At 46.0% G+C, this 13499-nt stretch carries 8 protein-coding genes; 7 read left to right on the forward strand and 1 reads right to left on the reverse strand.

The genetic code is table 11. The annotated features are described in order from the left end of the window. The first annotated feature begins 11 nt into the window (after positions 1–11). From PK654_RS18505 to PK654_RS18530, 6 genes are all read left to right on the forward strand, one after another. Entirely contained in the window at positions 12–773 is a 762-nt protein-coding gene (locus tag PK654_RS18505; protein WP_271700547.1) for an adenosylcobinamide-GDP ribazoletransferase, read from the forward strand. Positions 774–1027: 254 nt separating this feature from the next. Beyond that, on the forward strand, positions 1028–2791 hold the full coding sequence (gene adeD / locus PK654_RS18510) for an adenine deaminase (protein WP_271700548.1): 1764 nt from the start codon (positions 1028–1030) through the stop codon (positions 2789–2791). A 135-nt stretch (positions 2792–2926) separates the two neighbouring features. After that, the gene (locus PK654_RS18515) at positions 2927–4126 is read left to right on the forward strand and encodes a DEAD/DEAH box helicase (RefSeq protein WP_271700549.1); all 1200 of its coding nucleotides are present in this window, start codon (positions 2927–2929) and stop codon (positions 4124–4126) included. Between the two features lie 215 nt (positions 4127–4341). Beyond that, on the forward strand, positions 4342–6411 hold the full coding sequence (locus tag PK654_RS18520) for a DUF1176 domain-containing protein (protein ID WP_271700550.1): 2070 nt from the start codon (positions 4342–4344) through the stop codon (positions 6409–6411). Positions 6412–6478: 67 nt separating this feature from the next. After that, positions 6479–8584 carry a hypothetical protein gene (locus tag PK654_RS18525; protein ID WP_271700551.1) on the forward strand — a complete coding sequence of 702 codons (2106 nt, stop codon included), beginning with the start codon at positions 6479–6481 and terminating at the stop codon, positions 8582–8584. Positions 8585–8692: 108 nt separating this feature from the next. Beyond that, entirely contained in the window at positions 8693–10288 is a 1596-nt protein-coding gene (locus PK654_RS18530) for an ABC-F family ATPase (RefSeq protein ID WP_271700552.1), read from the forward strand. Positions 10289–10430: 142 nt separating this feature from the next. Here PK654_RS18530 and PK654_RS18535 read toward each other — a convergent pair whose 3' ends face one another. Beyond that, positions 10431–11387 carry a surface lipoprotein assembly modifier gene (locus PK654_RS18535; protein WP_271700553.1) on the reverse strand — a complete coding sequence of 319 codons (957 nt, stop codon included), beginning with the start codon at positions 11385–11387 and terminating at the stop codon, positions 10431–10433. Positions 11388–11960: 573 nt separating this feature from the next. Between PK654_RS18535 and PK654_RS18540 the strand changes: the two genes are divergently transcribed. Beyond that, a complete protein-coding gene (locus PK654_RS18540) occupies positions 11961–13400 on the forward strand; it encodes a glyceraldehyde-3-phosphate dehydrogenase (protein WP_271700554.1) in 1440 nt (479 codons plus the stop codon). The last annotated feature ends 99 nt before the right edge of the window (positions 13401–13499 follow it).

The following is a 13499-nucleotide window of genomic DNA, read 5'->3' on the forward strand; positions in this document are numbered from 1 at the left end:
TCAGAGGGCATATGAACAGTTTCTTATTGCGGGAGTGGCAGATCTTTCTGCTGTCCCTTTCCATCTTTACCCGAATTCCAATTTCTGCTGATGTTCCTTACAGTGAAGAGCGTAAAAACGAATCCTACAAATATTGTGGTTTAGTCGGGCTGGTGATCGGTATTCTGACGGCCATGGTGTATGCCATTGCTGCCCACATCTGGCCTATGGGTGTTGCCGTAGTACTCTCCATGATATTCAGTGTTTATATTACCGGCGCCTTCCATGAAGACGGCTTTGCCGATACCTGCGACGGTTTTGGCGGTGGTTTTACCCCGGAACGTAAACTGGAGATTATGAAGGACTCAAGGGTGGGGGCGTATGGTCTGCTGGGGATGGTGCTTATCTTGATGCTGAAGTTCACCATTCTTACCTCTATCACTGAAGTTGCAACCGCCCTGATCGTTGCCCATGTACTAAGCCGCTCGCTGGCGGTCAGTTTTATCTTTACTCACGGTTACGTAAGGCAGACAGAAGAGTCAAAACTTAAAGTCGCAAAAAGCCCGAGCAGTAGTAGTGATTTTGCTTACCTCTCCATGATTGCGCTGTTGACTCTGGTGGTGTTTACCAGTGCGAAAACCTCTGTGCTGTTGATACTCGGCCTGCTGATTTTACGCTGGTTGTGCAGCCGCTGGATGCTGCGTCAGGTGGGTGGTTATACCGGTGACTCTCTCGGAGCAGTGCAACAGATGAGTGAGGTGGTTTGTTACCTGATGCTGTTCTTGCTCTGGTGATCGGCTAACTAGCCCTGATAGTGCTTCGCAATGAGGCACTATCAAAATGATAGTTTGTTTCAGTTTGATATCTTCTTTTCTCGCTAAAACCATCCGCTATACTATTTTCCGATATCCGACCCTGTTGTAAATCTGATTTACCTCCCACTTCACCCCTCCTGATTGTCTCTATCCTCAGATAACGAAAGCTTTGGCTTACTAGTTGCTTTTTAACAATAAATTGCCAATTTAAACGCCCAATGCGGAGCTTCCATATGCCTAACTTAATGCAGAAACATACTCAGACCCTAAGCCGGGAACAGTTGCAGACTTGTCTGAAAATTTTGCGCAAAGAACAGCCTGCGGATTTGAAACTGGTCAACCTTAAGCTTCTGGATCTGGTGAATGGCGAAGTGATTGACGGGCCGCTGGTGATTTGTGACGGGATAATTGTTGCCTTGGGAAAAGAAGCCTCAGCTCTGATGGCTGAGCGGGTGGTGGATTGTCAGGGCAAAACAGCAGCGCCCGGTTTTATCGATGCTCATATGCATGTAGAAAGCTCAACCATGACGCCGTTTGAATTTGAGCGCACAACCCTTCCGTTGGGCACCACAAGCATAGTTGCCGATCCACATGAGCTGGTAAATGTCTGTGGAAAGAGAGCCTTTGAGTGGTTCTTACGTTGTAGTGAACAGATGAAGCAGAATATGTTTATTCAGGTAAGCTCCTGCGTTCCGGCCCTAGAGGGTATAGATGTTAACGGCAGCGGCTTTAACCTGAGTGAAATGCAGCCTTACCTGACTCACCCAAATGTGCTTGGCTTAGCAGAGGTGATGGATTACGTTTCTGTGATTAACGGAACGGATCCTATGCTGGACAAACTACAAGCTTTTAATCAGCTAAATATCGATGGTCACTGCCCACAGTTAACCGGCCTTGAACTTTCAGCCTATATTACCAGCGGTATTCAGAACTGCCATGAAACAGTGACTTATCAGGAAGGCAAAGAGAAACTCCTAAAAGGGATGTCAGTAATTATCCGTGAAGGCTCAGTGGCCAAAAACCTTGATGCTCTTGCTCCGTTAATAAGCGAGTTTAGTTCAACCCACTGTATGCTCTGTACCGATGACAGAAATCCCTATGAAATCGCAAGGGAAGGGCATATTAATTATCTGGTCAGGCGATTGATTCAGAAGCATGCCGTGCCGGTACATCTGGCCTATCGGGTTGCTTCGTGGTCGGCGGCTAACCATTTTGGTCTTAAGCGTTTGGGTTTACTTGCTCCGGGCTATAAAGCCGACATTTTACTGCTAAATGACCTGGCTGAAGTTGATATCGACAGAGTATTAATCGGCGGCGAGTTTGTTGATGAACTTGCCTTGAAAGAGCAGGTAGAAGAGAAACTAACCCGCTCGGAACCGCCTTTAGAGCCAAGTATTAACAGAATGAAACTGGCGGAAAACGAGCTGGACTATCCGTTTACCGAGTGTGATTACAATGTGATCAAAATAGTCAAAAATGAGTTGATCACCGAGCGAAAAATCTGCCGTTACGAAGAAGACAGCTTTGCCGAAGAGGGAATCAATAAGATTGCCGTTGTTGAACGATATGGTCAGCAACTCCCGCCTGCTATCGCCTTGGTTGAAGGTTTTACAATTACTCAGGGCGCTATTGCCGCTAGTGTCGGCCATGATTCTCACAACCTTGTGGTTATTGGTTCCGATGATCAGAGCATGGTAAATGCCGTCAATCATCTGATAGAGATCGGCGGTGGATTCTGTGTTACGCAAAATGGTGAGGTAATGGCCGATCTAAAACTGCCTGTTGGTGGATTAATGAGCTGTGAACCTTCAGAGCAGATTACTCAGCATCTGGCCAAGTTAAAACAGGCGGCTAAATCCATAGGCGTACAGCTGGATGAGCCTTTTATTCAGATGAGTTTTCTCGCTTTACCTGTCATTCCTTCTCTTAAAATGACGGCGAAAGGGCTGTTTGATGTAGAAGCATTTGATTTTATTTCGTTACAATGTAACGAATGAGCCGGTTAAAAGTGAAAAACTGAGCAGGAAAAGCTCGCTGCTGCTGGCTTTTACCCTAAAACTCCTTAAACTAGCCGCAACTGAAATGTTGCGGCTTTTCCGTTAACAGCGAATAGATTTTTATTGAGAGACGTTATGTCATTTTCCAAATTCGGGTTAAGTGATCCAATTACCAAAGCGATAGCCGAGCAAGGCTATAGCAAACCTACCACGATTCAGAATAAAGCCATTCCTGTAGTGCTTAAAGGTGAAAACCTGATTGCCGCAGCTCAGACGGGTACAGGTAAAACTGCCAGCTTTGTTCTGCCGATTCTGGAAAAGCTAAGCGGCAGCGAAACCAAAAAGAAAAAGCGTTTCCGTGCTTTGATTCTGGTTCCGACCCGTGAGCTGGCTATTCAGGTAAATGACAGCATCTCCGCTTATGGTAAATATACCGGCCTGACCTCCATGGCTATGTATGGCGGTGTGGATTACCAGCCGCAAAAACAGAAGTTGATTGAAGGTATCGATATTTTGGTGGCCACACCCGGTCGTCTGATTGATATGTATGGCCAGCGTGCGGTCTACTTTGAAGAAGCGGAAATTCTGGTACTGGATGAAGCAGACCGTATGCTGGATATGGGCTTTATTGAGGATATTAATAAAGTGATCGCCCGCCTGCCGGAAGATATTCAGAACCTGCTGTTCTCGGCTACTCTGTCTAATCCGGTTCGTGAGCTGGCGCGTACCGCCATCAATGATGCAACAGAGATCTCCATTGCTAAACACAGTGCTTCTAAGTCGAATATTGAGCAGTGGATTATTACAGTAGATAAGGACACCAAGTCCTCTCTGCTTAGCCATCTGCTGAATGAAAACCGCTGGCAGCAGGCGTTGATCTTTATCGAAACCAAACACGGTGCCGCCAAGCTGGTCAGCCAGCTTGAAAAAAGGGGTATTCAGGCTGAAGCGATTCATAGCGGCCGAAATCAGGCTGCCCGTGCGCGGGTACTTGATGAGTTTAAACAGGGCAAAGTTCAGTATCTTGTGGCAACAGGCGTTGCAGCGCGTGGATTGGATATCGATGGCCTGCCTTGTGTGATTAACTATGATCTCCCTTATCCTGCAGATGAATATGTGCACCGCATCGGCCGTACTGGTCGTGCGGATGCAAAAGGTGAGGCGGTGTCACTGGTTTCTAAAGACAACTTTAAAAACCTGTGCATGATAGAAAGCCGACTTGGACATCTGCTGGAGCGCCGCACCATTGAAGGCTTTACGCCAAGAAAAGAGGTTCCAATCTCGATTCTCAATTATGTGCCGAAACATAAAAGAGAGAACAGAGAGGACAAGTAACACGTTACGAACGGTTGTTACTGCATTAATCGACAAAAGCTGGCTTTAGGCCAGCTTTTTCAGTTAGGGAGCAAGGAACACATTTTGATACAGGCAAGAACGCCTGATGTTCGTTTGTAGTTATTGACGGATAAGGTATCTGATTCATAACCCAGCACCATTTTGGTCGAGGTGAATAACATAACCTAACCAAAATTTAATTCTTTGGTTAGGTTATGATTTTAAAACAAATTTTCCCTCGTCTTATAGCGCTTGCCGCTTTACTGTTCACCATATTCCCCACACTTGCCTTCGACTCTCTGCACTATGAGAACAAAGACTGGCTATTGATTTGTGACAATACCGGAACCTGTCGGGCAACTGGCTATGCCACGCCATATGACCCCCGCCGTTGTGAGCTCTCTATTGCTTCACGAAATAAAGGCAATATATGTACATCGGAGAGACCGTTAGCGGTTATGTTTACCCGTGAAGCCGGTCCTCAGACAAAAGTTACTGCCAGACTTTATTGGGGATGGGATGAGGAAGAAGATCAGAAGGGGGCGTTTTTCGGAACGGGACCACACTTGCAGTCAGATACCGTGTTTCTTAATAAGGTGGCTCTGACTATTGAAAGTGATAACGGTATTAGCGGACGCCATTCTGTCTCCATGATTGCTAAAGATCAGCAATTAACGCAGAGACAAGTCGATAAAATCCTGTCTGTTGTGCGGCAAAAAGCCATATACCGGTTCGACTTGTCATATACAGATGAAGAGTTTTTACGTTCCGGCGTAAGTTATCTATCTGATCAGGGGGCGACTGCAGTATTCCGTAAGATGGACGAATATCAGGGAAGAACCGGTACATCATCGGCCATTGTCGATAAAGGCACAAACTCCGGACTTTCCGTTAAACCACCGCAGCCAGCGCCGGTGATAGTTAACCGGGCAGCAGCAGGTGAGTTGGTGTCGCTAAACAATCAGCAAGAGTATATCCGCTACCGTTTAGTGCGGGATATTCTTTATCATTCGCCGGATTCCGGTTTTGATCGGATATACGATGAGTGCAATATAGAAGACAGGCCGCAATTGCATCTGGCCGATTTAGGTAATGGCTATCACCTTGTAGCGCTCGATTGCTTACGTCTGTCCGCTTACGATTCAGTACGAATGTTCTGGCTTCTTGACAAAAACAATCAACCAACCCCTTTAGATATAAAAGCAACTGGCTATTACCTACATGGCAAAATTACCACTGCAACTGGAGATTTTGCTGAGGAGGATTGCCGTTCTGAACAGAGCTGGATTTTTGACGGCAGGCAGTTTGTACATGCAAATAGTGAGTCGACCGGGCTTTGCCGCGGAGTCAGATCTATAAAACCGATGCCAAGCAAAGTATCCAGAGTTGTACGGCCTGACCAGCAAGTCATCAGTAATCCGCCTAACCTATTGTCTTACATCAATATTAATCGTGATATAAGCGACACACTTGGTTTTTACGATGGTGGTGCGTTTGCTGTATTGAAAAAAGACGGAAGCGTTGTCCATAGCTGGGGTGACGGTTATCAGGGAGAAAGACGAGGGCTGAAAGATGTACCTGTCTGGTCAGGTTTAAAGGATGTTACTGCCATATACGCCACAGGAAACGGTGATGCCTTTGTTGCCTTGCGTAGTGACGGCACCGTAGTGAGCTGGGGAGATAAATATCGCGGGGCAGATATCTCGAAAGTGGCCAGTGAACTGACTAATGTAAAGCAGGTAGTCCATGCGGCCTACGCTTTTGCTGCTATACGGCAGGATGACTCTGTTGTTAGCTGGGGAGATCACGATCGTGGCGGTGATGACTCTGCCATCCGTTCTGAACTGAGCAAAGTAAAACAGATAGTCAGTTCTGCTTATGCTTTTGCCGCCTTAAGAAAAGACGGCTCCATTGTGACATGGGGAAATCTTAGAGGCTTCTCTCCATTTGTGACTTCCGCAAATTATACCGATGTAAAAGCCAGCTTATTTGGCTTTGCGGCCCTTAACCGTGACGGCACTGTTAAAGCCTGGGGGCATCACGAGAAAGGAGAAGCATCGCCCGAACTGGACGCCCTGCTTGTCAATGTAGATTCCATCTATCGTATTAACCGTGCCTTTGCTGCACTAACAAAAGATGGCACAGCCATTATCTGGGGCTACGGAACAGCGTCATTTACTCAAATCAGTGACGTAGAGAGTATTGACGGCAATGAATACACCTATTTTTCTATCCGCAAACGAGACGGCTCAGTGATCAAATTCGATGATGAGATGCTTCCGTAAGGATAAGTCATCTTTGCTAAACATCTTAGTAAGTAGTTAACAGAGAATTGAGAGTAGGTAGTGTGTTATGGAATACATCATTATATTGGTTGGATTGGTTATTTTTATTGTGGGCGCGATTGCCGCATATAATAACCACTCAACTTTGTCGGCATTTGCTAAGCGTGAAAAGCAGATCAAACAAGCGTTGAATATGCCACTTTCAGCCGATACGAAAGCAGCCGAATCAACAGCAGCCGAAACAAAAGCTGGACAGCCGCAAGCTGTTGGCGCTGATAACCGTCAGCAAAACGGGCAGCTACCGCCCAATGCCGCAAGGCGGGCAACCACTTCAGAAACCATTGGTCTACGTCGCTTTTACGCCCTTGATATTCCGCCTGAGGCGCCCGTATATAAAATCATGGGCAAGCTAGAACATATGATACTCAGCGGACGTCATATTAATAAAAATAAGATATGGATTGGCGGAATAGAAATACAACTGCCCGGAGAGGGTGACGAGCATGGCGATCTCGATCTTAATAGCATGCTTTACCCCTTTATCGATGACGATGAAGAATTAACCGAACAGCAGGTTGAGTTATTAGAGCAAGACTATTATTGCGAGATTGTTCTTTGTGATGATAAAGCGTATCCCGTCACAATTAATCAGGCCTCGATCAAGACACTATTTTCTGCCGAGCAAAAAGAGTGGGCTGACAAGGCCGGTTTCCGTACTGCATCGCCGATAGAGCGCCGCTATCTTTACCCCTCCTCTGTGGTAAAACCATGGCTACTGCTACCTATGATTGCCGCCAGTTATCTGGCGATCTATTTCAGCAATGATCTATGGAGTATTGACCATGAAGGGCGCTATCTGGTGATTCCGATGCTACTGGTTTTATACGCTTTCTGGCCTGCCCGTTACCCAAATGTAGAAAATGATATTGTGCAATTAAATACCACGCTGGAACTGGTGCCTGCAAGGTTTGGTGGTGCGCGATATTGCCGTGTTGCCGGCAGTAAAAGCCAGTTACTTATCCCTCCGGGTTTACGTAGCTTGTTTAAAAGTAAGCAGCAGATCTCCGGCCAGTTTGAACTGTTTTATAAAGGAAAAGGCGTAAATGCCAAAGCAGGTAAACTGGTCTCTGCTCAGTTATTTGACCATAAATATCAGTTAGAAAAGAGCTTATCCGGTATTCGCTTTCGGGATCAGCGTTACTGGCTGCTGCGCGGGGCAGTGCTGATAATAAGTGGTGTATTGGCGCTGACTATTTTACAGGCCAATACCCGACCGGATACCTTTCCTCAACTGGTAACTTACAGTTTTCAGCAGCCGGAAACAGTTCGCAGTGCAGAAGATACTCTAGCCATTCAGGCAGGTTCAGTGGTTGAGTTAGATGAGCTGCTAACTTATAACGAAGGCGTTATGAATTATATCCCCCTGACGGATATCAATGAGTTTATCACTGTGGCAAATCGTTCTGATGTTGTGGATGATCTTTATCAGCAGTGGCTGGATTTTGGTCAGCAACTGGAAGCCAGTGTACGCTATGTCAGCGGGACACCTTTTAAGTTTACCCAGTATCTGCGATCTCCTCTGGAGTGTATTGATAGTAAGCGGCTGGAGCGCCTGTTTAGTCAATACTATCCTTCTGCTGATGACTTCAGCTACTGTGATCTTAACTCGCGCCAGCTATACGGTGGTGTTATCGAGCTGACGCAAAAAGTATGGACTTTATTGTATTACCGGACCATGTCGTCAGCATCCGGCAGTGACTTCCCTGTCCGGGCTGGTACATGGAAGGATAACGGAAGGAAAGCGGATTTCCCTGAGTTACTGTTTTGGGGAGATGATGGCCGCAGCTTCGCAGAGCAGGCGGAGTATCCGTGGGACTCGATACCGCAGTTTAACAACCAACCAGAGCTAAGCGGGGAGCAGCCAGACTACTATAACCAGCTAAAGCGGGCCTATCAGGATCGCCATACCGTTCAGCCTGAAGAGATAGTTACCCTGAGTGGCCGTTACTATGTCAGCCGGTGGGCAACTAACAGCGTAAAAGGTGTCTCTGAAATCTTTTTTGAACCCTATTATGTATTTTTAAATCTGAAATACGCTTATTTTACCAGCCTGCTCTGGCTTGCCCTCGGAGCAGTGATACTCGTGTTTAGTTACTTGCGTAGACCCAGATAATACAGAATAGATGGTGATGTAGTTCACGAAAACTGCTACTATCGCGCCCAATAAGACAAGCTGGCTTTAGGCCAGCTTTTTTCTGCTTACGATTTTTTGGGAACGACCGTGCTTACAACTGCAAATATTTCAATGCAATTTGGCGACAAGCCACTATTTGAGAACATCTCGATCAAGTTTGGTAACGGCAACCGTTATGGCCTTATCGGGGCAAACGGCTGTGGTAAATCCACTTTTATGAAGATTCTGGGTTCAGAGCTTGAGCCTTCTGCGGGATCGGTTTCTATCGATCCTAGTGAGCGTATGGCGAAACTGGGTCAGGATCAGTTTGCATTTGAAGAGTACAGCGTAATCGACACGGTTATCATGGGTCATAAAGAGCTGTGGAAGGTGAAAGAAGAGCGCGACCATATCTACTCTCTGCCTGAAATGTCTGACGAAGATGGTATGCGTGTCGGCGATCTTGAGACAGAGTTTGCTGAGATGGACGGTTACTCTGCCGAAGCCTGTGCCGGAGAGCTACTGCTTGGTCTTGGTATTTCAGAAGAACAACATTTCGGCTTGATGAGCGAAGTCGCTCCCGGTCTGAAAGTACGTGTGCTACTGGCTCAAGTGCTGTTTGCAGAACCAGATATCATGTTGCTTGACGAACCAACCAACAACCTCGACATGCACACCATTGCATGGCTGGAAGAGACACTGCTGGCGCGTAACTGCACCATGATTATTATCTCGCACGACCGTCACTTCCTTAACTCTGTCTGTACTCATATGGCGGATCTGGATTACGGTGAACTGCGTCTTTTCCACGGTAACTACGACGAATATATGATTGCTGCCGAGCAGGCACGAGAACGTCTGCATGCTGACAATGCGAAGAAAAAAGCTCAGATTGCTGAGCTGCAAACTTTCGTTAGCCGTTTCTCCGCCAACGCATCAAAAGCTAAACAGGCGACTTCCCGTCAGAAGCAGCTGGATAAAATACAGCTTGAAGAGGTTAAGCCTTCCAGCCGTCAGTCTCCGTTTATCCGCTTTGATCAGGAAAAAGAGTTGTTCCGTAACGCTCTTGAAGTTGAAGGCCTGAAGCAGGGTTATGGTGACAATATCCTGATTAATGGTGTCGAACTCATGGTGGAAGTGGGTGAACGTATCGCCATTATCGGTGAGAACGGTATCGGTAAGTCTACCTTCCTTAACACCCTTGCCGGTGCTATGACGCCGATGGACGGCATGGTGAAGTGGTCGGAAAACAGCAATATCGGTTTCTATGCACAGGATCATGCTCATGATTTTGCCGAAGATATCAACCTGCTGGACTGGATGGGACAGTGGAAAAACGAAGGTGAAGACGAGCAGGTAGTTCGTGGCATTCTTGGCCGTATGCTGTTCTCACAAAATGATATTAAGAAATCGGTAAAAGTGATTTCCGGTGGTGAGCAGGGCCGAATGCTGATTGGTAAACTGATTATGCAGCGCCCGAACATTTTGCTGATGGACGAACCAACTAACCATATGGATATGGAATCCATCGAAGCGCTGAACCTTGCACTGGAAAACTACAAAGGCACCTTGTTCTTTGTTTCCCATGACCGCCAGTTTGTTTCGTCTATCGCTACCCGTATTATTGAAATTACTAAAGATGGTATTCAGGACTTCCACGGCACTTATGACGAGTATCTGGCTAAGCAGGGTTTAACCGGCTAATTCCGTCCGAAAATACTTATTTGCTAAAAAATGGGCCACTAATTAGTGGCCCAAACTGTTTGCGAACAGAAAAGAGTGGACGTTATTGCAGTTGTGCTCTGGTAAAGATTGTTTAAAAACGACTTAGTAAATATAGAGCGAATTAAAACTGATAGTTCATTCCGGTAAAGGCCGCAATCTCACTTTCATCATAAAAGGCGATATTGGAATCCGATTTACTGTAGCTTAGTGCGGCATTCAGGTTGACGGCACTCCAGCCCATAAACTGACTTTTTTCAAATGAGATGGTTATGCTGGTATCGCTGTCTTTCTGTTTTTTATTAAATACCGGGTTAACGGCTTTATGTTCTGATTTAGAATAACGGGTGTCGATAGCCAGAGTATTGTCACCAAACATCTGAATAAAAGTGATACCGACTCCTGTCTGATCATAAGCCATGGCCTTACCGTCAGCAGAGTTTTTTCTGTAGTACAAGGCCGGTTCAATGATAGTGGAAGAGGTGATAGGTAAGCCAACACCCACATGAGCAATATAGCCGTCACCACTGCGCTTTAGCAGACTACGATTAACATTCTGGCTGGTTCCTGACTCTTCTTTATCTATGTCATAGTCGTAATAAATTACGTCGGCTGTCAGGCTAAGAAACTCGTACTTTAAGCGATAGGCATTGCCGGAAATATCGGTTTTTTCCCTCTTACTATTTACAACATAAGGGTCACGCCATGTTTCTCCTTCAACTACCGTTGGCAGATAGGAAAAAGAGAGGCTGCCGTTACGGCTGATCTCTTGCTTATAACCTAGTTCAACAGCAAAAATACCTTTAACGATATCCTCCTGACTGGTGCCGAGAAAAATCTCTTTGTCGCCCATGTTGTAACGAACCTGTCCCAGCGGGCCAAATACTGCTTCCCCTTCGGTTTTACCTTTGCTGTTCAGGCTACCGCTTTTGGTTTCGTTATCCAGATTAAAGTTGCTGGTGTTTCGCGAATATCCGGCAATAAAGCCAATTTCCCCGCTAATTCCTTTTTTTGATGTCTCTGCTGTTGCGGTCCCTGACAGCAGTAACGGGACCAAACACAAAGGGTACAAATGTTTCATCTGTTTTCCTTAAATGTAGTGAATAGTTAATGGTTTAGTGTTTGAACTTATACAGTGAGCACAGGTTAAGGGAATGAAGGTAACTGCGAGGTAATTCTGACAGGCCGGTCAGGGGTCCGGTTTAATTATGACGGTATTGGGCTGGAGAATGGCGCTAAGAAAGGTCTCCATGGAAATTGAGCAGTAGTTACTAAAGTGAAAACGGGTAAAGGCGGGAAATTCCTGCCTTTACTGGTATAAGTAAAACCTGATTGTGAGATTGATCACGCAAAGATTAATATGTGAACTATCTGTTACACAATAAAATGTCTGATTAGTATTTTTTGTCGCGAATTAAGTCTCAGGAATATTTTTTGTCAATATACAATAAATCGTATAAATAGCTGGATTTACAGCGTATTTCCCCACTGAGCAGCAGAATCAGGATTCTGTTATTTTTACTAGCAGAATAACTCGATGGGGTTTACAATCCCGCCACATAAAAATTACAAAAAAATAAAATTCCCCCGTAACCCCAAGACATACCCGTTCCCTACACGCGTAAACGTCTGTTTATAAACAAAAGGTCAAAAAATGAGTCCAGAAAAACATCTTCTAGACTGGCAAACCAGCCAAACGATTGCGGAAGCAACAACCCCTATGATCCGTCAGCTATATCGCGAGAAAGGCGTAGAGGTTTTACTGTTTGGTAAAACACTGGTAAATGCGTATGTAATTGATGTTATTAAGAGCCACCGCCTTGCCCGCCACTATACCGGAACGCCACTATCTCTGGAGCAGACTCTGCCGGTGATTAAAGGGCTGACGGAGTTGGATGCTCTTTCCGCTTGCCGCGTAGATGTTGGTCAGTTAGCACACCAGTACTGGCAGAACCACTCTGATGAGAGTGCTATTAAAGACTTCCTGATGAGTTCTCTTGCTGATGCCATGAACGGCGGAACCGTTTCAGAACCAAAAGATGTTGTTCTGTATGGCTTTGGCCGTATCGGTCGTCTTCTGACCCGACTGCTGGTTGAGAAAAGTGGTCCGGGTTACCCGTTACGTCTGCGTGCTATTGTGGTTCGCGGCGGTAAAAAAGGTGATTTAGAGAAGCGTGCAAGCCTGCTACGTCGTGACTCAGTTCATGGACAGTTCAACGGCAGCATTATTGTTGACAAAGAGCGTAAAGCCATTATTGCGAATGGTAACTATATTCAGATCATTTACGCGAACAAGCCGGAAGAGGTGGATTACACCGCATACGGAATTAACGACGCGCTGGTAGTGGATAATACCGGTGTATGGCGTGATATGGATGGCCTTGGTCAGCACGTTGCCTGTAACGGTGCGGCAAAAGCACTGCTAACTGCCCCGGGCAAAGGCGAAATTAAGAACGTTGTATTCGGTGTAAACCAGGATGTGATTAAGCCGGAAGATACCATTATCTCTGCGGCAAGCTGTACCACCAACGCTATTACTCCTGTGCTTAAGGCAGTCAATGATAAATACGGTGTGACATCTGGTCATATCGAAACAGTACACTCATTTACTAACGACCAGAACCTGATCGATAACTTCCACTCTGGTGAGCGTCGCGGACGTAGTGCTTCATTGAACATGGTGCTTACTTCTACCGGTGCAGCAAGTGCGGTTGCCAAAGCGCTGCCTGAACTGGCTGGTAAACTGACAGGTAACTCTATCCGTGTACCAACGCCGAATGTTTCAATGGCGGTTGCTAACCTGAACCTTGAGAAAGGCACAGATAAAGATGAGCTAAATGCTTATCTTCGTGAGATGGCACTTAATTCAGATTTGTCAGCACAAATCGACTATACCGACTCAACTGAAATCGTATCCAGCGACCTGGTTGGTTCCCGCTATGCAGGTGTGGTAGATGGTGCGGCGACTATCGCTCAGGATAATCGTTGTGTACTTTACATCTGGTATGACAATGAGTTTGGCTATAGCTGTCAGGTTGTTCACTGCATGGAGCAGATGATGGGCGTGCGCTATAAAACCTACCCTGTTAGTTAATAGCTGGTTAGCTAAGAATTTAACTCCACAGCCATAATAATAATTATCTTTGTTCCCCCTATAGTTACCGTTCACACAGGTGTGTGAGCGGTTTTTTTT

Source organism: Vibrio sp. SCSIO 43137 (genome assembly GCF_028201475.1).
Lineage (GTDB): Bacteria > Pseudomonadota > Gammaproteobacteria > Enterobacterales > Vibrionaceae > Vibrio.